Consider the following 21,385-nt stretch of genomic DNA (forward strand, 5'->3'; position numbering starts at 1 on the left):
ATGAAGTCAATTAATATAAAGTCAATCGCTGCAATTACATTTTTTGCAAGTGCAATTATTTTTTCTTCCTGCAAGCAAAGCAATAAAACGGAAACAAAAGAAGTGCCTAAAGCAAAAGAAGAAAATACAGCAGCAATAGAAGTGTCCGCAGAACAAATGAAGGCCGTGGGCATTGAGTTAGGTACAATAGAAATGAAAAACCTCAACAGTGTGGTAAAATCAAGCGGTCAGCTGGAAGTTCCCCCTCAAAACAAAGCCGATGTAAATTCACTGGTTTCCGGCATTATTAAAAAAGTGCTGGTATTAGAAGGCAGTTTTGTTCACCAGGGCCAAACAGTAGCGATTTTAGAAAATACAGACATAGTGAAGCTGCAGCAGGATTACCTGATGCTCAAAAAGGAATTAGTTTATACCGGCCAGGAGTACCAACGACAAAAGGAACTCAATACCGAAAGTGCAGGAACGGGCAAGATATTTCAACAAGCAGCAGCAAAATACGAAACAGATAAAGCAAGGATGCAGGGAATGGAAACACAATTACAGCAGTTAAATATCAGCCCTGCATCCGTAGCCAATGGTAAATTTGTAAGCCAAATTCCAATTATTGCACCCATCAGCGGTGTCATAGGGCATATACGAATTAAGACCGGCAGCTATGTAGATATGCAAACATCCCTGATGGATATTGTAGATAATTCGCAGGTGCATTGCGATTTGCAGGTGTACGAGAAAGATTTGTTCAAGGTGAAGAGCGGGCAAAAAGTGGTGTTCATTCTTACCAATCAAAACAATAAGCAAATCACTGGTACAATTTTCGGCATCAATCAGTCCTTCGAAAATGAAAACAAATCCGTAATTGTTCATGCCAAAATAAACAATACAGGTAGCATCAGGTTATTGCCTGGTATGTATGTATCTGCATTGATTAATGTAGGCAATCAAACGGTGCAGGCTGTTCCTGTTGATGCAGTCGTAAATGCAGAAGGGAAAACGTTCATTTTTATAGTAAGTGGGGAGGAAGAAAACACAGAAGAAAAAGGGCCTAAAGAAAAGAGTGAAAAAGCTATCGGTGCCAATCCTGAAAAAAGTATCCGGTTTAAAAAGGTTGAAGTAATTACAGGCGTAACAGAATTAGGCTATGTAGAAATAACACCGCTTGAAGAAATGCCTAAAGATGCGATGATAGTTACCAAAGGTGCTTTCTATGTTCTATCAAAAGCAGCAGGGGGCGAAGAAGAATAATAAAAGTATATTATGACAAACACAACACAATTCTCCGATGTTCAAAGAATACCGAAAAATGAAGTTTTAAACATGAAAAAATAAAAATCAATGAAAAATGTAAATCAACTTATGCAAGAAATAATCTCAATCTCTTCAACGATTGAATCAGATTATCCTGAACTATACAAATATTTGGATGAAACTCCCTTCAAGATTTGTGAAACCAATAAAAATGAAATCTGTATCTTATATTTAGAAGAATACCTTAAAACCCTGAAGGAACAACTTAAGGATTACATTTCCTCGCATAATAAATTAAACGGAAAAAAATGATAAATACAGATCCAAATCACGTTCATACCTACGATGCAGAAGGAAAGATTAGTTGCTGTACTTTAGAAGATAGAGTGTACGGTAAAGCTGGTGCAGATAATTTGCTACATGACATAAAAGCAAATGACAGTAAGCCTGTTCAAAAAACGGAAATAGCTGAAAGTAGTATACTCAAACAATATCTTCCGGCTATCATCAGTTTTAGTATGCTGCTTATTGGCATTGCCGCAGATAATTATTTTAAGCCTGCTTTTTTTACACAATATATTCGCTTTGCATGGTATGCAATGGCCTACCTGCCAGTTGGCTTTCCTGTAATAAAAGAAGGTTGGGAAGCTATTCTTAAAAAGGAGTTCTTTACAGAGTTCACATTAATGGTTTTGGCAACTTCAGGGGCCTTTGCCATAGGGCAATATCCAGAAGGCGTAGCCGTGATGTTATTCTATGCCATAGGAGAATTGTTTCAAAGTGCAGCAGTCAGTAAAGCAAAGAATAACATTAAAGCCTTATTGGATGTTCGTCCATCCTCTGCCAGTGTTTTTAGAAATAATAGGTACGAAGATGTAAAACCCGAAGAAGTTCAAATAAACGAAACTATTCAAATAAAGGCGGGTGAAAAAGTGCCGCTGGATGGCGAAATGCTAAGTGATGGCAGTAGCTTCAATACAGCAGCCCTTACAGGCGAAAGCAAACCAAAATCAATTTACAAAGGAGGCCCGGTATTGGCGGGTATGCTAAACCTTGATAAAGTAATTGAACTAAAAGTAACCAAAAAATTTGCCGACAGTTCACTGGCACGCATTTTAGACATGGTGCAAAATGCAACAGCCCGCAAAGCAAAAACAGAATTATTGATAAGAAAGTTTGCAAAAATCTATACACCCATTGTATTCTTTTTAGCCGTTGCGTTGGTTGTAATTCCCTACTTCGTTGTAAGCGATTATGTATTTGCACAATGGCTGTACAGGGCATTAATTTTCTTGGTTATCAGTTGTCCTTGTGCCTTGGTCATTTCCATTCCTTTAGGCTATTTTGGCGGCATTGGTGCAGCCAGCAAAAACGGTATTCTTTTCAAAGGCTCAAATTACCTGGAGCTTATAACCAAACTAAATACCGTGGTGATGGATAAAACAGGAACATTAACAGCAGGTGTTTTTAAAGTACAGGAAATTGTAACCAATGGAATGGACAAAAGTGAGTTCATCAAAACATTGGCAGCATTGGAAGCAAAATCAACACACCCTATTGCCAAAGCCATAGCCGAATATGAAAAGAACCAAACAAAGATGTATCAGGCAGAGGAGGTAGTAGAAATTCCCGGGCATGGTTTAAAAGGAAAAGTAAATGGCAACGATGTGTTGGCCGGCAATACCAGGCTGTTAAATAAATTCGGTATTAGGTACGATACGAAATTGGATGAAATTATAGAAAGCATAGTGGTAGTCGCCATAAATAATCAATATACAGGTTATGTGCTCATTGCCGATGAAGTAAAAGAAGATGCACAGGAAGCCATTAAGCAATTGCACCAAAATGGTATTACTCAAATTGTAATGCTTAGTGGCGACAAAAATTCTATTACGCAAAAAGTAGCAAAGCACATAGGTATAGAGTCTGCCTTTGGTGATTTATTGCCCGAAAGCAAAGTACAAAAGGTAGAAGAATTAAAACAAGACAAATCCAAAATAATTGCCTTCGTTGGTGATGGGATTAATGATGCCCCTGTTTTAGCATTAAGTGATGTTGGTATTTCAATGGGGGCAATGGGAAGTGATGCAGCAATAGAAACAGCAAATGTAGTAATACAGACAGATCAGCCTTCAAAAATTGTAACTGCTATAAAAATAGGAAGAGCAACCCATCGTATTGTTATTCAGAATATTGTATTGGCATTTGCTGTAAAAATTATTGTAATGTCACTTGGCGCAGGTGGTTTAGCTACTATGTGGGAGGCAGTATTTGCTGATGTTGGAGTTGCACTATTGGCAATACTAAATGCAGTTAGAATTCAAAGAATGAAGTTTTACTGAATTAAAGCACAAATTAATTTACCTATTCAAGTGTCGACTTTCATCCAAATTGTCTAAGTCGTAGTCCTCGAGATTGAATTCGAAGTCTTCATCACTTAAATGAATATTCCTTCTGAGTGGACCGGTATAGAACATGTTTTCATTAACAAATTCAATGTGTTGATTTTGGATTGCTGAAATTATCGATAGATTAAAAATAAGTTCTTTCAACGAGGTACTTGTAATTGCTACCAAGTCATTTTCTTCCAGTTTTAGTTCTTCCAATACTTTGTAGAATAACGCTTCATAGAACTTAACCTCCTTTAGAAGTCCAAGGTTTCCAATTGTATGCGAGGCATCAGGGTTAGTAAATGTTATATTCAAGACCTTTAATTTTGACAAATTCTCGCTATCAAAATTGTCTTCTATCTGAGTAAATCCTTGTAATCTCATTTTCGTGTATTCTTTACTTTCAATTCGTTTATTATGTTCTGAGATAAACGCTCAAATTGGGATTCTGAGAGAATGATTTTCTTCGAAATAGTCTTATTCTTGATGGTATTTTTCATAAATGTTCTTTACTATAAATACCGGAAAAAATGCCAAAATTTTTAAAATGGGTTTTCACCTTAAAAGGTGTTTGTAAGGTTTTAGCGGGTAGACATTTCCAATTTCCACTAAAATTTGGGCCGGATTTTAAACGGGGAATTGACCGGGGTCTAAAAACGAAGGTATTTCATATATAAGGGAGGGCCGGTTTAGGGACTTCCTCCAGGACCTCCAGCAGGGACTCCGTATGGGCACCCCTTTTATAGTTCATGTTACCAGGATAGGTACAAATATCCTTTGGGTCTCGGCAACCACACCACATATGATTCATTTCATTTACATTACCAACATCAATTTTTTGACCTTTGTAATCGTATTGATATGAAGACCAGTAATCTTTGATATTTCAACAGATTTGTAGTTCTTCTTAAGTAATTCCATTGCACGTCTATTTTTTGACTTGGATAAGAATTTTAGCGGGTCTTCGCTGGTACCATGTTTTCTTCCTAAAAATACGTTGCCTTTCAGTTTTGCCAATTCAATTCCTTCTTTCTGTGCCGACTTAATCATGTTACGATTCATTTCCGCTATTACAGACATCATGGCAATACACATCTTTGAAATTGGATTCTCAGTTCCATCATGGTTAAGAGTTGATAGACCTTGCTCAATAAAATGAACTGGTATTTTCCTCTCGACCATAAAATGAAGAAAATCAACAATTCCCTTCAGGTCACGACCGCAGCGGTCGATTTGCCAAAAGGATACAGAACCTACCAAATCCATTGAGATTAGTTTGAATAGTTCCTTTCCACCGGGTCTTTCAAATAATGCAACCGCTCCTGAGATTTTGTCCTCTATTACCTTATCGTAGTTGGCCTCTTGAACTCGTTGTCTATCTAAGTTTTGGTCAATCGAACTGGTACGAACATATAGAATACTTAGTTTTTTCATAATATTAGACTTATGGTGTTATAACCCTAAAATTATGCCTTAATACGCTAGAATGCTGCATTTTTTGTTCAATTTCTACATGTGAGAGCTTCACATTTCAAGGTATACTCTAATATTATGTTTTTGAGTTATGATTGAAGAAGTCGTTAAGGGATTGGTAAGACTTCATCATGTAATCGAACTCCTTCTTTGCATAATCCCGGTATTTCTTTGCCGATGGATGTTTGCCTGTCATCAATTCATGAAACTGCTCTTTGGTTAGTTGGGATAATGAAGTAATTGTACCTTTTGCCGGTGAATATTCATCTGAGGAAATGTCATTTTTTGTCATTTTTTTTAAAATGGATTGAGCTTCGAACATGGGTCAATTCCCACCTAGCCAATTTACGGTGAAATCCTTTCTTTTAGTGTACTAAAATTGTGGATGATGATACAAATATCCCAAGTATTATATTTTTTGTCTATTAGAAGTTACACCTACATCCTGTACGACAAAAACCTCCTTTAAATTACAGGAAGTGGGGTTAGATTTCTTAGCAATTCCTTAGCATTGAAGCCTTCCCTTTTTTATCCATTTTCGATATATTTATTAAAACGGTAAGAATTAGTTTGTAGTGGAGCTGATTGATACCATAAAGATTTAGAGTACTCCCCCTCATTAAAGTAACCGTCCACTACCGGTGAAATAATGGGGGATTTTTATTTACATGTTTTCTTATTTCAATGGTGGTATTAAAAACATTTACCCAAAAAGACACATCGACTTACCTACACTGGTAAGATTGATAAAGAATAATCCTGAGAAACTTAAAATCGAAAAGGTTCGAGAACTTAGAAGGACCGGAATGGATTATTCAACCCCTAAGAGTTATTTACCTTACATTACACCCAATTGTTTGGTAAGGATTCGGAATCTAAAAGAATCGGACTATAATCTAATTGCACCATCATCATATATCTACTTTGATATTGATGATTATCCCAATTCTCAAAAACTTAAAGACCGGTTCATTGAAGAATATGGTCATATCGCTTCTCTTATTTGTATATCATGTAGTGGAGGTGGGATTTCTATCTTCTTCAAGGTGACCAATATTCTCAAAAACGAGAATGACTTCCTTATTGCTCGACAATACATAATTGATAACATATTGGTTAATGAGAAGATAGATACCAATGCTGGCGGTATTGCACGTGCTATGTTTATATCTTCAGACCCTGATTTATTCTATAACTATGAGAATGAATTAGACATACCGGTGGAATTATTTAAAAAGGGCAGGAATAAGGAAGATAAGTGCCGGTTGGAAGAAAAAAAACCTAAAACTACAATGATACGTATCCATTGTGCACCTCAAGAACCATTTATACCTATTCCAATCAAGGAAGTTTTAGAGCAATTGATACTGGAAACACCAGTAAATGTAAAGAATCCAGTAGTAGATTATAATGAAGTTAATTACGTTGAGATACGTTTTCAATATCTAATTAAAGATACTTTAAAACATAAGACGTTTACCAGTATGATTCACAAGCTACTATTCCTTAACCCAGTTGCCGATAAACATTTGCTCTTGTCATATCTATATCATGTGAATGAGGAATATACCGGTAATAAGAAGATGGAGCTGCGTGAACTGATGGGTTTATTTGATACCGTATTTAATGGTGCAACATTCCTTGGAAACTCAAAGGTCAAGCCGGTCTTAAAACGTATCCATTACAACAAGGATTGCGATGCGACATTTAACAAACGTAAGGTTTCTGGTAAGATTCGAGGTATCCTAAAAGAGAACGAAAGCAAGCTGAAAATTAGGGCCACAATTGAGGAGATGGAAGCCAAAGGTATCCCCATTTCCAAGTCAAGTATATCCAAATATTCAGGAATTCACCGGGGAACTATCATAAAACACATGGATACGGACCTTCATGACATAAAAAAAATTATAGACGAAATCAACGATTCAATTGAATAGTGGCACATTTGGCCTTCGTTTAAATTACAAGAAGAAAAAAGTTGACAAAATAATTTGTATGAAAATAAAACTTCATATACATTTGTAAAAAATTACAAGGGAATGAAAAATAAGGATTCGGATAATAAGGAGCTAAAGAATAAAAACCTTAAGATGTTGACAGAGGATTTGGCAACATTAGACTTCATTAATGGGAAGTCATTCATGGCATTTCCCGCTGATGAAATTGAAGGTATGACATTACCTCAAATGATTTCTGCATACGAGTCAGGTAAGTTCTCCGCTAATATTTTAGATGGGTTCAGAAAGAAGGTGTTTGCTGAACGTGATAGACTGGTTCAAGATGTTTTGAATTTTTACACATCGAAACTTGAATTCAAGGATGCTGAGTCTTCGATGTCACCGGAAGAAATATTTCAAGTAATTGAAGAAAAGAAGATTCGCGTAAGACGACTAACAATGGTTCTTAAACCTGATTGCTATCAAACGATTACCAAAAAGGCTAACGGTGATGAATATGACTTGGTTAAACTAAACTGGATTGATGATGACGGTAACAAGTTCATCAAGGTCTCGAAGACATTTGGCCTGAAAGGAAAATTGGGTTTAGAGTTTTCCATGAAAAAAGTACTTAAAGACTACTTTATGACTGAAGCTGAACAAGTAACGGATTGGAAACAATTACAAAAGTTTGCCAGAGCAGTTAGAGCTGACCATGTTGCATCAATTGATGGTAAGACGTGGGTTTTTGAGTTCAAACTTAGTGACAAGAACGAGTTCATCAAAACAGCGTTAAGGTTTGAGTTGTGGGATAACTACTATCAAACATATCTTAACACAGGAAAGAATTAAAAAAAACGAGACGGATGAAAGTCCGTTTTTTAAGACCCAAATATGGTTGACAAAATATTTTACCAACTTTTAATCAGATTTATTAACAATTAAATTTTAACGCATGAAAAATGTAATTAATGTTGAAGTTATCGAAGTCGATAATATCAAAATTCACCCTTTGCTTGAGCAATTTGTGAAACCAAAAAAGAAGGACCACATCGAATACACCATGAATCGATTGGGTCAGTTTACACCACTACTTGGTAATCTTGTTGGAGATACCTTTTATGTTACAGACGGAATCGTCAGATTGGAAGTTGCGAAATCCTTAGGATTGAAAACTTTGCAATGTCTGCACATTAACATTCCTGATGAGGATGTGGTAAAAATCAGATTAACCAGTAATCAGCGAACCAAAATGTCATACAGTGAGATGATGCATTATGGAGAGCATATGTTAGGACTTATCGGGAAATCTCAAGGTAAGAAAAGAGATTTAATGGGTTTTGATTTTATCGACAAGGATGAACATTATGGACTTATTGGTAAAGGGAGATGGGAGTTGGTTTGCCACTTGCTAGACCTTTCAATTTGTGCATCAACATTAAGAAAGTTAATGGAAATCAAATGGTTTGAAGATGAGAATCCAGGGAATAAGGTAGGAATTATGGCTGGATTGGAAAATGGACTATTTACCATCTCAAAAGCACATGATTTACTTGAAGATAAGATTAAGAAAGAATCTAAAATCGAGGAGAGAAAACGTAGAGACTATGAAGGAAAAGTAAATGACGTCAGCTTTCATTTGTTCAACACTTCGTCATTTGACCTATCAAATATCCCTGATGGAAGTATGAGAATGTTCATCCAATCACCACCATATTTTCAGCTTCGTGAATACAGAAATCAACCTGATTATTTTATCCATGGTCAGGAAGAAACCTTGGCTGATTACATTAAGAACGAGGTTAAGTTTTATCAAGGAGCTAAAAGAAAGTTGCTTCCAAATGGAGTGATTGTGATTATCATTGGTGAGACTTACAGAGATGGTTATCAAGGTGTTTGTACCAAATTAGAAACTGCACTTGCTGAGGATGGGTGGTATATCCATGATGTAAACACATTTGTGAAGACAAATCAAAAGGCTACACCTCACGTGGCAAGATTTCTGAATTCAAAAGAAACCATCATCGTAGCAGGTTTAAAACCTGCAAATGAAACGCTATTCAATGACGTTACAAGACCCTCTTCAATCGGAGAATTCAAAGTGATTCCTGGTTCTTCAAGAACTACGGGAGGTAAAGGTTATTCAATGGCTTCTCCTGAGTCATCAATTACTAATGTCTTTATTGAGTCTGTATTTCAAAAGTCAGAATACGCGGATGTGGAAGATGAATTTTATCACCAGGCCCCAACATCTGTTAACATTTATGAGAAATTCATCCTTGGGTATAGTAATCCGGGTGAAAATGTAGGGGATTTATTCGTAGGCAGTGGTTCGGGACTGGAATCGGCAATTTTAAATGGTAGAAATGGGTTCGGCTGGGACGTTGACCATGAGTCAATTGATTTTTGTAATAAACGTCTTACAAAGCGTCTTGAAGAAAGAGAACAAGCGAAAATCGAATTATCGATTGCCGCATAAAGATAGTGCCAACCTTGGAGTGTATAAATTTCAAACTCCGCTAAACAATTTAAATTTTAAATTATGAAAAAAGTTACCGCTGTGTGCTCATTTTCCATTTTTTGTTACACACAAGTTGATGTATCGGATGATTTTGAGTTTGAATCTTCTGACCCCTCTGAGAGAATTGATGAATTGGAGTCTCTTTTGGGTGTAAGATTTGATGAACTTATTCCTGAGCCTCAAGTGAAAGCACATGAATCTATTAATGATTTGACTTTTGATATGTGGTATGATGTCTCCGTGGACTAATTATTAACGGCAGATAAAAGAGAAAAATTGGGATTTACAGGTGTTTAATCTCTCATTAAAGTTTCAAAAAATAGTATATGAAATCACAAAATTTTAACAAAGACAAACGATTAGTCAAAGAACAACTTGAGAAGAGAGGATTTGATTTTAAGTTAAAAATCTTTTTAGAAACAAATAGAGGATTTTTGGAGAAACGAGGTCGATTCTTTAGTGATGAAGATTGGGAGAAACAAATGAAATTATATGATAGGATGGTACTTGAATACAGAAATCACCCTTTGTACTATGTTATCAAAAAATCTCCCAAAATGGTACATCACAAAAATGTTAAATGACAATTTGAAGTACCAATATGAAATTAAAGGGACTTGGAATGTAATAGTTATTTATTGAGTTTTAATTAAGAAAAGCTGGTAAAAGCCAATGCAGTTGAAAATACAGAAAAGGCTTATCATTGCATTGAATGTCCTTTTTGTATTAAATATTGCCTCCAATTAAAGGACATAAAGTGAAAACAAATAATGAAGTTTTAGTGGATTTGAAGGAGGCCATCCAACCAGGTGGTCTCCAGTCAAACCTTGGTTACAATCAAGGTACTTCAAGAATTTCTATTAAAGAGCTTCACATTAAAAAAGGACACCATTGTAAACTGAATGACATCCTATTTTTCTGTCAAAAAATAGAAAATGGGGAAGTATTAGAACCAATAGAAGTCAATCAAAATAACCTGATTGTAGATGGGGTAAAACGATACTTTGCCTACAAGAGGTTGAAGTACAGCTTCGTTCAAGTTAAGGTAAGTAATGTATTCATTGAGGAGTTCATAGGCGATGGATTTAAAATAATTAAGTAAGAGTCATGTACCAGTTTTTTTCATTAAGAAAGTCTCAAAAAGACAAGAACACAGGAACCATCATTGAAAGTATTTTCGATGATAGAACACCCGTATCAAGAAAGTCAATTGGTTATAAAATACCGGTTAAACTTTGGGATGGGAACAATGAAAAAGTTAAGGTGAACGAAGAGGTGGATTACATTCTAATCAACAGTAGGATTCAAATGTTAAAAAACCAATTCAGTCAAAAAATTAAAACGCAGAAGAAATTTGACTACCAAACACCAACGTTAGTTGCTGAGAAAGAGATATGTTTTATTGAGTTCTGCAGGGAGATACTGGTAAAGGATTACGATTCTATCGCAACCCAAAACAAGTACACCACCATCGTCAATTCTATGGTTCTCTTCATCAAGGACCGCTACAACTTAGATAGACTTCCAATTGAAATTTTGCGTCGGTTTGACTTTATCTATGAGTATGCAATATTCATTGCAAAGCAAACCAATCGAATTAAGGACCCAACCGCTACAAAGAAAAACAACACGAGGTTCAACTACATTGTGGTAATCCAAACTCTTGTCAGGAAGTTTAATCAACATCATCCGCACCTTGAGACGATAAAGACGGACCATTACATTATCCAAGTACCAAAAAAGAACCTGGAGAAGATAAAGTCTCGCATGTTGAAAAAGGATGAAATAGATAAGATTATCAACTATCAGGAGATGGATGGTAAAAAGAGAATTAAGACAATGGAAGGGAAGTATCAGTTCCTATTTCAATTTTTTACCTCAGGTCTTCGTGTATCAGATATTCTGCTAATGAACTTTAAACATTTCGTAGATGGACGACTTGAATTGATTATTCAAAAGAACGATGATTTGTTATCTGTTCCTTTCTCCTTCAAATCTGCGAAGTTACTCTCTTACTTTTACCCAAAGGAATTTCAACAAGCCTTGGAATTAAATCCAATTGGTCAGTTAAATCTAAGCGTGATAGAATTAGAAACATTACTCAATATCCATACCGACAAGGATTTCGGTTCTTTGACGGTCTTGGACGTTGTCAATCTTAACAACCATCTTAAAAGAAACAAGTTTGGTGATTACTGTGAGGAGGTAATGATTATAGATGGTTTAATCCGTAGAATGGAGTCAATGGTTGCCTACTCAATGTGTGAAATCATGGGGGAGAAAGAACCAGGACATGTATTTGATTATCTCCCTTATGAGGAATTTAAAGATTTGAAGATTTTTGACAAGAAAAGGTTGAACCGAGACCAAATAAAACTACTGACAAGAGGTCGTTCCCGGTATAACTCAAAATTGCGAAGAATCGGAAGAGATTTGGGTATTAAGGAACTTTCAAGTCATGTTAGTCGCCATTCATTTGCTTACCACATGTTAGAGAGTGGTGCTTCAATTGAAGAGATTTCTTTTGCCCTTGGTCATGCAACGGTTCAACAAACACAAGGGTATTTGAAGCAGTTTCCACAGAAATTTGCTGACAAGGCAATCAAGGTCTTCGAGGACAGCTTTGAACTTTAGATTCATTTGCTACACAAATCTGCTTCACAAGTTCCCTTTTCACCTAAAATACAAAAGGACATCTCATTGCGAAATGTCCTTTTTGGTTGACCAGAGGTCATTTTGTAGCCCCGGCAGGAATCGAACCTGCATCTTAGGTACCGGAAACCTACATTCTATCCATTGAACTACGGAGCCAAGGGGTTAAAATTACGAAAACTTCTCCAACTGTTTAACAAGCACTCCGAAATCTTTCGGGTAAGGGGCTTCCACCGCAATAGGGCTACCATCCAATAAATTGAAACTCAAACTATGAGCATGCAGCGCTACGCGACGAATTAAAGGGAGTTCTTCTGTGTCTTGTTTGAGATGAAACTTCTTCTTCAATTCCGATAAAAAGATATCCTTACCGCCGTACATGGAATCAGCCACAATCGGTGCTTTCAAGCAGGCCAAGTGAATTCGAATTTGGTGCATACGTCCTGTAATTGGCATACATTCCACCAAAGTATAATTTTTATAAACTTTCAAAGTTTGAAACCAAGTTTCGGCATGTTTTCCTTTTGCACGATCTATGACCACAATTCCGTCTTTCAAAGGTAGAATGGGTAAATTGACCAGCATTCCATCCCAATCATGCATACCTTCTACCACGGCGTGATAGCGTTTGGCCGTTTCCCGATGTTCAAATTGCATGGAAATATGTCGGTATGCCTCTGGATTTTTGGCAATCACCAATGCCCCCGAAGTCTCTTTATCAAGACGGTGTCCCACTTGTGCATCATCGGAATAGGCCTTGGCCAATCGTAAAATGTTAGGAGCAAACACATCCTTGCGTTCATCCAAGGTGGAGATTCCAGAAGGTTTATTGATGACAAAAAAATCGCTGTTTTCGAAAAGGATAGCGTCCTCTATTTTCCATTTCATAGACAAATTTAGTTCGGTAGGCTAATTTTTCCTAAACTTAACCAAGGTGAATCGCCTAATCGTCTGTTTGAAGTTACTTGATCGTCCATCAATGTTTCGTTCGCCAACAAAGCAAATAACACAGCTTCTTTAGCTTCAGAAGCGATACCCAGTTGGTCGGATTCACTCACTTTCATGTTGGGATTAATCTTGGTTAAACGCTCCATCAATAGTGGATTTTTACTTCCGCCTCCACTGACAATTAATTGACATTCTAGAGAATGAAAATTGGGAATATAACTTTGCATAGCTTTGGAAATGCTTTGGGCAGTTAATTCTGTCAAGGTTCTTAAAGTATCTACTGGAGTTAAGGAATATCCATTTTCTTGAATGACTTGATTCAATAAAGCTAAATTGAAATATTCAGGCCCAGTGCTTTTAGGGAAGGCCTCTTGGAAAAAGGGTAAATTCAATAATGAGTCCAATAACGGAATATGCAATATTCCTTGACGGGCTAGCCGTGCATCTTTGTCGTAATGAAATCCAGGAAAATGTTGACGGACAAATGCGTCCAACAACGTATTTCCGGGTCCGGTATCAGTAACTAAAATATCTTTGGGATCTTGGCTACCAGACAAAAAAGTAAAGTTTCCAATTCCTCCAATATTCAATAAAATACGGTTTGCCCCTTTTTTAGAAAATAAAAAATAATCACCATAAACGGCTAATGGGGCGCCTTCTCCACCTCCTGCAATGTGTTTTTGTCTAAAATCTGACAAAGTAATAATACCTGTTAAATGGGCAATATGATCTCCATCACCAATCTGTAAAGTTGAGTCTGGCAAATTTCCGGAACGAATCGGACGGTGCATGACTGTTTGACCGTGGGAGGCAATGGCATCGACTTCTTGAGGAGTAATTCCCCAGTTTTGTAAACTATCTAAAATATATTGAGCATGAAGACGTCCAATTTGTGCATTCAGCGTAGATAAGCTAGGAAAATGAATCTGTTCTTTAGCAAATACCTCCCGTATCGATTGCTTGAATTCCTCTGAATAAAGTATCGTTTTATGTTGAACTAATTCCACTTGGGTATTGAGTCCAAATCCAGTGAATCGACAAAGTGCTAAGTCCAACCCATCCAAAGAAGTCCCAGACATCAAGCCTAGAATCAGCCGACTTGGCTTTTGAGCAATTTGAAATAATTGGGCTATTTGTGGATTCAATTTCTAGATGGTTTAAAAATGTTAACAGGTATGGGTAATTGGGTGTTTTAATCCTTTTGGAATTGAAGCTTGATTAATTAGGTATTTCACTACTTTTAGATTTGACAACTTTTTAAAAGTTGTCAAATCTCTTGGGAACCCTAGGAACCCAAGGATCCTTAAGACCTCTAGGAACCTTAGGACCTCTAGTACCCTTAGAAACCATATGAACCTTGTGTACCATATGAATTCTAACAGGAATTCTAATTGAAATTCAAATAGTAATTCAACTTCAATTCTTCAGCAAAGTTACAAAAAATGCATCTCTAAAGATGACATTAATTATCAAGCAAGTGATAATTAATTGATAATTCCACAAGCCGATTCTGTATATTTGTATCATTTTTTAAACAATTTGACATTCATGGCTTTAGATGTAATTATTGTCGGAGGTGGTATCGTTGGTTTAGCAACAGCTCAACGATTATTGGAAGCAAAACCCGATTTGCAAATCGCCTTATTTGAAAAAGAAAATATGGTTTCCCTGCATCAAACAGGGAATAATTCTGGCGTCATCCACTCGGGATTGTATTATAAACCAGACTCCTTAAAAGCCAAAAATTGCATTGAAGGTTACCATCAATTGATTGATTTCTGCGATCGTGAATCCATTCCCTATGAGTTGACGGGGAAGATTGTCGTGGCAAGTACCCACGAACAAAGAAGTCAATTGGAAAATTTGTATCAACGTGGCCAAGAAAACGGGTTGGAGGGATTAAAGAAACTTTCTTTGGCAGAAATGCAAGAACACGAACCTTATGTGACTGGAGTTGAAGGGATGTGGGTTCCACAAACGGGTATCGTGGATTATCGAGTAGTTGCGGCTAAATTAGCTGAAAAAATCCAACAAGCAGGATGTAGAATTCACTTGAATGAACAAGTAATAGGTATTACCAAAGGTATCAGCTATTCCATCGTAGAAACGGTGAAAGGTGTATATGAAACGAAATTAGTAATCAATTGTGCCGGATTATATTCCGACGAAGTAGCTCAATTATCGCAAAGAGAACCTTTGGATGTACGAATAGTGCCATTTAGAGGAGAGTATTTTAAATTAAGAAAAGAGAAAGAATATTTAGTTAAAAACCTTATTTATCCTGTGCCAGACCCTAACTTCCCATTTTTAGGAGTACACTTTACCCGAATGATGCGGGGTGGAGTGGAAGCTGGACCCAATGCTGTATTGGCCTTTAAAAAAGAAGGATATAAGAAATTAGGGGTCGACTTTAAAGAACTTTGGAATACCTTAACCTGGCCAGGTTTTCAAAAAGTGGCTGCCAAATATTGGGAAACTGGATTGGGTGAAATGTATCGTAGCTTCTCTAAAGATGCGTTTACGAAAGCCTTACAAGTGTTAATTCCTGAAATTCAAGAGCAAGATTTAGTGGAAGGGGGTGCTGGTGTGCGCGCCCAAGCTTGTGATCGTAATGGAGGTTTATTGGATGATTTCTCTATTATTGAAGATGCCAAAATCATCAATATTCTAAATGCACCTAGTCCAGCAGCTACTTCTTCCTTATCCATTGGTAAGACCGTAGCAAGCATGGCCTTAACTCGATTTTAATAGTTTTAGGGGCTAGGGGAACCCAAATTCACTTGGACACGTTCAAGAATATTACCTTCACCATTAGACCATTCTCAATGAAATTATTATTTACTTATTTAAGTCATTACCGCTGGCGTGTTGTAGGAGCCTTAGCTCTAGCTGCAACAAACCAGATTTTTTCATTGATGGATCCTTATATTTTTAGGAAAATCATTGATGATGTAGCCGCCGTGTATCGTTCGAATACACATACCATGGATCAATTCATCCAAGCAATTTGGCCTTTAGCCTTAGCTTCTGTGGGTGTTGCTTTCGTCTCTCGGGTGGCTAAAAATTTCCAAGATTACGTCATCAATACAGTTACCCAAAAGGTAGGAGCAAATCTCTATTCGGATGGTATTCGCCATTCTTTGGAATTACCTTATGAAACTTTTGAAGACCAGCGATCAGGCGAAACATTAGGTAAGTTACAAAAGGTACGTATCGATGTAGAAAAATTAATTACAGTCGGTATCAACATCCTATTTCAATCAGTCATAGCCTTGATTTTCATCTCCGTATATGCATTTTCTGTTCATTGGATGATATTACCGCTGTTTTTGTTGACAGGTCCGCTTATCGCTTTTGTTTCATCCGTGCTTAGTCGGAAAATTAAGACAATACAAATTCAAATTGTCAAAGAATCCACCGCCTTGGCAGGTTCTACAACAGAATCATTACGAAATATCGAGTTAGTTAAATCCCTAGGTTTGGCAGATCAGGAAATTCGTCATTTGAATGCGACTACTGAAAAAATCTTATTGCTTGAGTTGAAGAAGGTGCGTTATGTGCGTTCTATGGCATTTGTTCAAGGTACCTGCGTGAATTTATTACGTATGCTCATGGTCGTGGTTTTGATTTATTTAATTTACCAAGGTCAAATTACTATCGGTCAGTTTTACTCTTTAAATATTTATTCCTTCTTCCTATTCAATCCCTTGCAAGAGATTGGAAATGTCGTGAATACTTATCGTGAAGCGGAAGTGTCTTTACAGAATTTCGAACAAATTTTGAATATTCCAATAGAAAAGAAACCAGAGAATCCCAAAGCCATTTCTTCCATTCAAACCCTACAATTTGATCAGGTTAGTTTCCAGCATCAATCGGCCAATTCCGAAGCCTTGAATAATATTAGTTTTGATGTCAAAGGAGGAGAGACCATAGCCTTTGTTGGCCCGTCGGGTGCTGGAAAATCCACCTTGGTGAAATTATTGGTGGGTTTGTATCGTCCCAAAAAAGGAAAAGTATTTTATAATGGCGAGGAAGGGGAGCGTATCGATTTCGACCAACTGAGAAAGAAAATTGGTTTTGTGACTCAGGATACCCAATTGTTTTCAGGTTCAATTCGTGAAAATTTATTGTTTGTTAATCCCAATGCAACAGATGCCCATTGTTTGGAAGTTTTGGAAAAAGCAGCTTGTCAAACCTTATTGGCACGGGCCGACAAAGGTTTGGATACCTTGATCGGAGAGGGTGGAGTCAAAGTTTCTGGTGGTGAAAAGCAGCGTTTGAGCATTGCTCGGGCATTATTGCGTGACCCCAATCTATTGGTTTTCGATGAAGCCACTTCGGCTCTCGACTCTTTAACCGAGGAGGAGATCTCAGAGACCATTCGTGCGATCTCTCAAGAAGCAGAACATTTAACGATATTGATAGCACACCGTTTATCAACGATTATGCATGCCACACGAATTTATGTGTTAGAAAAGGGGCGTATTGTTGAGCAAGGTTCGCATGAACAGCTTATTGAGAGTAAAGGTTTGTATTATGCTATGTGGCGTCAACAAGTTGGAGAAAATAAATCCAGCGAAAGCTTGTAAGATACCTTTAAAAAATTTTGCAATTCCTTGATTACCCATACATTATTTGGGAATCTTTTGTTTCGAACAAATAGGATTGTGTATATTTGTTGTTTGAAAAAATTTCATACCAAAAGACTATGTCATTAAATAAATTCTCTAAAACTCTTACTCAAGAGATTACAAACCCTGCAGCTAAGGCGATGTTGTATGGAATCGGATTGACTTCTGAGGACATGCAAAAAGCACAAATTGGAATTGCAAGTACAGGTTATGAAGGTAACCCATGTAATATGCACTTAAATGGTTTGTCAGTCCATGTGAAAAAAGGGATACAGGAGAACGGCATGGTAGGTTTAATTTTTCACACAATTGGTGTATCGGATGGAATGACCAACGGAAACGACGGCATGAGCTATTCCTTGCCATCTCGTGATATCATTGCGGATTCCATTGAAAACGTAGTGGGAGCACAGTGGTATGACGGTGTCATTGCGGTAGTAGGTTGCGATAAGAATATGCCAGGAGCAATGATGGCTTTAGCTCGTTTGAACCGTCCAGGTATGCTTGTTTATGGAGGAACCATCAAATCAGGTTTATATAAAGGAGAGAAATTAGATATAGTTTCGGCTTTCGAAGCATTAGGTAAAAAATTCGCTGGTAACATTTCTGAAGAAGATTACGAAGGAGTTATTCGTAATTCCATTCCTGGCCCAGGGGCTTGCGGCGGGATGTATACAGCTAACACAATGGCTTCTTCTATGGAGGCTATGGGTTTAGTATTACCCAATTCATCTACCTATCCTGCAACCCACGAAGGTAAAAAAGAAGAATGTTTGGCAATCGGTGCAGCCATGAAAGTCTTGTTGGAGAAAAATATTTGTCCCCGTGATATCATGACTCGCCATGCTTTTGAAAATGCTATGACTGTCGTGATGGCCTTAGGAGGGTCGACCAATGCCGTTTTACATTATTTGGCCATTGCTCATTCCGCAGGAATCAAATTTACTTTGAAGGATATTCAAGATATCTCAGATCGTACTCCATTATTAGCTGATTTGAAACCTTCTGGTAAATATTACATGGAAGATGTCCTAGCGATTGGTGGTATGCCTGCCATTTTGAAATACCTGTGGAAAGAAGGTTTCTTACATGGGGAATGTTTAACCGTAACAGGTAAAACCATGGCGGAGAATTTAGCTGACGCTCCAGATTTGAATTTTGAAACACAAAAAATTATTTATCCAGTAGCTACACCTATCAAAGCTACAGGTCACTTGCAAATATTGTACGGCAACTTAGCCACGGAAGGTGCCGTTGCTAAAATTACCGGAAAAGAAGGAGAGCGTTTTGAAGGTACAGCTAAAGTGTGTGAGAGAGAGGAAGAAGTGATTGAGTTTATTTCAAAAGGTGAAATTAAACCTGGTCATGTGGTTGTTATCCGCAATGAAGGTCCAAAAGGAGGACCTGGGATGCCAGAAATGTTAAAACCAACCTCCGCTTTGATGGGAGCTGGTTTAGGAAATAGTGTGGCAATGATTACCGATGGACGTTTCTCTGGAGGAACGCACGGATTCGTTGTAGGTCACGTGACACCAGAGGCGCAAGAAGGAGGAAATATTGGATTGGTTAAGGACGGTGATAAAATTACCATTGATGCGGTAGATAATCAGATTATATTACACGTATCGGACGAAGAATTGGCAGAACGTCGTAAGCTATGGAAACCATTGGTTTCGGAGCATACTTCTGGCGTTTTGAGAAAATACATCAAAAATGTGTCATCTGCCAGTCTTGGTTGTGTCACAGATTTGTAAAAAATGACCATTTCAATTTTTTTCTAGATGTGTATGACTTAAATTAGTCGAACCATTTAACTGAAACAAAATAAAGACCAATTGTTACCATGGGAAAAACCCAAATAGAAGCTACTCAACCCACATCAACTCAATCCTCAAATTTTAAAACTGGGGCTCAAGCGGTTATGCAATCGTTGGTTGAGCAGGGGGTGAGTACCATTTTCGGATATCCAGGTGGGGCTATTATGCCTACCTACGATGCTTTGTTTGATTATCGTGATCAATTGAAGCACATTTTAGTTCGCCACGAACAAGGTGCTGGTCATGCCGCTCAAGGTTATGCCCGTATGTTGAATAAGGCCGGTGTTTGTTTAGTTACTTCAGGTCCTGGAGCAACTAATTTAATTACCCCTATCGCTGATGCCATGTTGGATTCAACGCCTATGGTATGTATTGTTGGTCAAGTGAGAGCTAATTTATTAGGTACTGACGCTTTTCAAGAATGTGATGTAATTGGTATGTCCATGCCAATCACCAAATGGAATTATCAGATTGTTGATCCAAATGAAATTCCTGAAATTATTGCTAAAGCATTTTATATTGCGGAAACGGGGAGACCTGGTCCCGTTTTAATTGAAATAACTCGTTCTGCTCAAGCAGAAATGATGTCGATTCCTTTTCAATACAAAAAATGTGAATCAATTATTTCCTACAAACCAAGATTAGAGCCTAAAGAAGAGCATGTGGAGGCGGCAGCTAAGTTGATTAATGGCGCTAAGCGACCATACATTTTGGCTGGTCACGGTGTGTTAATCTCTCAAGCAGAAAATGAATTAAAGGAATTTGTTGAGAAGACAGGTATCCCTGTTGCAACAACCCTCTTGGGAATGTCGGCCATGGATGCCGATCATCCACTTTTTGTAGGTTGGCCAGGCATGCATGGAAACTATGGAGCCAATGTTTTGACTAATTCTTGCGATGTATTGATTGCCATTGGTATGCGTTTTGATGACCGTATCACAGGTGATTTAAGTACCTACGCGAAACAAGCAAAAGTAGTACACATTGAGGTAGATCCAAGTGAAATTGATAAAAATGTGAAAGCAGATGCTCCTGTAGTGGGTGATGCCAAAGCAGCTTTAAAAGCATTATTACCTCTTGTTAAAAAGGCCGATCATAGTGAGTGGAGAGCGGAGTTTCAGAAATATGACGACGAGGAGTATGAAAAGATTACCAAGAAAGATTTATATCACGAAGGTAATCAAATCAAAATGGGAGAGGCCGTAGCCTTATTGTCTGACAAGACGAAAGGAGAAGCGGTAGTAGTTACAGACGTTGGTCAACATCAAATGATTACCAACCGTTACTATCGATTTAAAAAGCATAATTCCATCGTAACAAGTGGAGGAGCAGGAACCATGGGTTTTGCTTTGCCAGCTTCTTTTGGAGCCAAAGTTGCTGTTCCGGAACGTGAAGTAATTGCAGTAATTGGTGACGGTGGTTTCCAAATGACTTTGCAAGAATTGGGTACAATTGCTCAGAGTGGTTTACCCGTAAAGATCATTATTTTAAATAATAATTTCTTAGGTATGGTTCGCCAATGGCAATCCATGTTTTTTGATAATCGTTATTCTTTTGTGGAGTTACAAAACCCTGATTTCATTACCATTGCCAAAGGCTTTGGTATAGATGGGCATACGGTGAGCGACCGAAATAATTTAGGAGAATCTCTAGATACCTTATTGAACTCAAATAAGCCTTATTTATTGGAGATTATCTGTGAAAAAGAAGAGAATGTATTCCCTATGGTGCCTGCAGGTGCTTGTGTGACTAAAGTAATGCTTGAGTAGAA

General features: G+C 37.5%; 18 protein-coding genes and 1 tRNA gene. 13 read left to right on the forward strand and 6 right to left on the reverse strand.

Features of this window, described 5'->3' with window-relative positions; all coding sequences use genetic code 11:
• Both G9H60_RS06315 and G9H60_RS06320 read left to right on the forward strand, forming a co-directional pair.
• Positions 1-1,242 (forward strand): efflux RND transporter periplasmic adaptor subunit, encoded by a 1,242-nt coding sequence (locus G9H60_RS06315; protein ID WP_109323755.1) that lies wholly within the window; start codon positions 1-3, stop codon positions 1,240-1,242.
• 311 nt (positions 1,243-1,553) lie between these two features.
• Positions 1,554-3,587: a heavy metal translocating P-type ATPase gene (locus tag G9H60_RS06320; RefSeq protein ID WP_109323750.1), complete on the forward strand. Its 2,034-nt coding sequence runs from the start codon at positions 1,554-1,556 to the stop codon at positions 3,585-3,587.
• An 18-nt stretch (positions 3,588-3,605) separates the two neighbouring features.
• On the opposite strand, the gene G9H60_RS06325 is transcribed toward G9H60_RS06320, so the two are convergent.
• The 3 genes from G9H60_RS06325 to G9H60_RS06335 form a co-directional block, all read right to left on the reverse strand.
• Positions 3,606-4,019 carry a hypothetical protein gene (locus G9H60_RS06325; protein WP_109323737.1) on the reverse strand — a complete coding sequence of 138 codons (414 nt, stop codon included), beginning with the start codon at positions 4,017-4,019 and terminating at the stop codon, positions 3,606-3,608.
• 432 nt (positions 4,020-4,451) lie between these two features.
• Positions 4,452-5,069, reverse strand: a complete 618-nt coding sequence (locus G9H60_RS06330; protein WP_223143233.1) for a recombinase family protein — start codon at positions 5,067-5,069, stop codon at positions 4,452-4,454.
• A 115-nt stretch (positions 5,070-5,184) separates the two neighbouring features.
• Positions 5,185-5,400, reverse strand: coding sequence for a hypothetical protein (locus G9H60_RS06335; protein WP_223143234.1), 216 nt, complete (start codon positions 5,398-5,400; stop codon positions 5,185-5,187).
• Between the two features lie 376 nt (positions 5,401-5,776).
• On the opposite strand from G9H60_RS06335, the gene G9H60_RS06340 reads away from it, so the two are divergent.
• From G9H60_RS06340 to G9H60_RS06370, 7 genes are all read left to right on the forward strand, one after another.
• The gene (locus G9H60_RS06340; protein WP_223143235.1) at positions 5,777-7,045 is read left to right on the forward strand and encodes a BT4734/BF3469 family protein; all 1,269 of its coding nucleotides are present in this window, start codon (positions 5,777-5,779) and stop codon (positions 7,043-7,045) included.
• Positions 7,046-7,147: 102 nt separating this feature from the next.
• On the forward strand, positions 7,148-7,897 hold the full coding sequence (locus G9H60_RS06345; protein ID WP_223143236.1) for a hypothetical protein: 750 nt from the start codon (positions 7,148-7,150) through the stop codon (positions 7,895-7,897).
• 103 nt (positions 7,898-8,000) lie between these two features.
• Positions 8,001-9,524: a DNA methyltransferase gene (locus G9H60_RS06350; RefSeq protein ID WP_223143237.1), complete on the forward strand. Its 1,524-nt coding sequence runs from the start codon at positions 8,001-8,003 to the stop codon at positions 9,522-9,524.
• Positions 9,525-9,587: 63 nt separating this feature from the next.
• Positions 9,588-9,815 carry a hypothetical protein gene (locus G9H60_RS06355; protein ID WP_223143238.1) on the forward strand — a complete coding sequence of 76 codons (228 nt, stop codon included), beginning with the start codon at positions 9,588-9,590 and terminating at the stop codon, positions 9,813-9,815.
• A 77-nt stretch (positions 9,816-9,892) separates the two neighbouring features.
• The gene (locus tag G9H60_RS06360; RefSeq protein WP_223143239.1) at positions 9,893-10,150 is read left to right on the forward strand and encodes a hypothetical protein; all 258 of its coding nucleotides are present in this window, start codon (positions 9,893-9,895) and stop codon (positions 10,148-10,150) included.
• A gap of 149 nt (positions 10,151-10,299) precedes the next feature.
• The gene (locus tag G9H60_RS06365; protein ID WP_223143240.1) at positions 10,300-10,668 is read left to right on the forward strand and encodes a hypothetical protein; all 369 of its coding nucleotides are present in this window, start codon (positions 10,300-10,302) and stop codon (positions 10,666-10,668) included.
• 5 nt (positions 10,669-10,673) lie between these two features.
• Positions 10,674-12,200 (forward strand): tyrosine-type recombinase/integrase, encoded by a 1,527-nt coding sequence (locus tag G9H60_RS06370; protein ID WP_223143241.1) that lies wholly within the window; start codon positions 10,674-10,676, stop codon positions 12,198-12,200.
• Positions 12,201-12,305: 105 nt separating this feature from the next.
• On the opposite strand, the gene G9H60_RS06375 is transcribed toward G9H60_RS06370, so the two are convergent.
• The 3 genes from G9H60_RS06375 to G9H60_RS06385 form a co-directional block, all read right to left on the reverse strand.
• Positions 12,306-12,377: transfer RNA gene (locus G9H60_RS06375), tRNA-Arg, on the reverse strand.
• Positions 12,378-12,389: 12 nt separating this feature from the next.
• Positions 12,390-13,106, reverse strand: coding sequence for an RluA family pseudouridine synthase (locus G9H60_RS06380; protein WP_223143242.1), 717 nt, complete (start codon positions 13,104-13,106; stop codon positions 12,390-12,392).
• A gap of 8 nt (positions 13,107-13,114) precedes the next feature.
• On the reverse strand, positions 13,115-14,311 hold the full coding sequence (locus tag G9H60_RS06385) for an anhydro-N-acetylmuramic acid kinase (protein ID WP_223143243.1): 1,197 nt from the start codon (positions 14,309-14,311) through the stop codon (positions 13,115-13,117).
• 403 nt (positions 14,312-14,714) lie between these two features.
• Here G9H60_RS06385 and lhgO point away from each other — a divergent pair, with 403 nt between their 5' ends.
• The 4 genes from lhgO (at position 14,715) to ilvB (ending at position 21,383) form a co-directional block, all read left to right on the forward strand.
• Positions 14,715-15,914 carry an L-2-hydroxyglutarate oxidase gene (gene lhgO / locus G9H60_RS06390; protein ID WP_223143244.1) on the forward strand — a complete coding sequence of 400 codons (1,200 nt, stop codon included), beginning with the start codon at positions 14,715-14,717 and terminating at the stop codon, positions 15,912-15,914.
• Between the two features lie 77 nt (positions 15,915-15,991).
• A complete protein-coding gene (locus G9H60_RS06395; RefSeq protein ID WP_223143245.1) occupies positions 15,992-17,755 on the forward strand; it encodes an ABC transporter ATP-binding protein in 1,764 nt (587 codons plus the stop codon).
• A 119-nt stretch (positions 17,756-17,874) separates the two neighbouring features.
• Positions 17,875-19,551: a dihydroxy-acid dehydratase gene (ilvD, locus tag G9H60_RS06400; RefSeq protein ID WP_223143246.1), complete on the forward strand. Its 1,677-nt coding sequence runs from the start codon at positions 17,875-17,877 to the stop codon at positions 19,549-19,551.
• 89 nt (positions 19,552-19,640) lie between these two features.
• Positions 19,641-21,383: a biosynthetic-type acetolactate synthase large subunit gene (gene ilvB, locus G9H60_RS06405; RefSeq protein ID WP_223143247.1), complete on the forward strand. Its 1,743-nt coding sequence runs from the start codon at positions 19,641-19,643 to the stop codon at positions 21,381-21,383.
• Positions 21,384-21,385 lie beyond the last annotated feature (2 nt).

Origin of the sequence: Aquirufa aurantiipilula (assembly GCF_019923745.1) — a bacterium.
In the GTDB taxonomy this organism is placed as follows: Bacteria; Bacteroidota; Bacteroidia; order Cytophagales; family Spirosomataceae; genus Aquirufa; species Aquirufa aurantiipilula.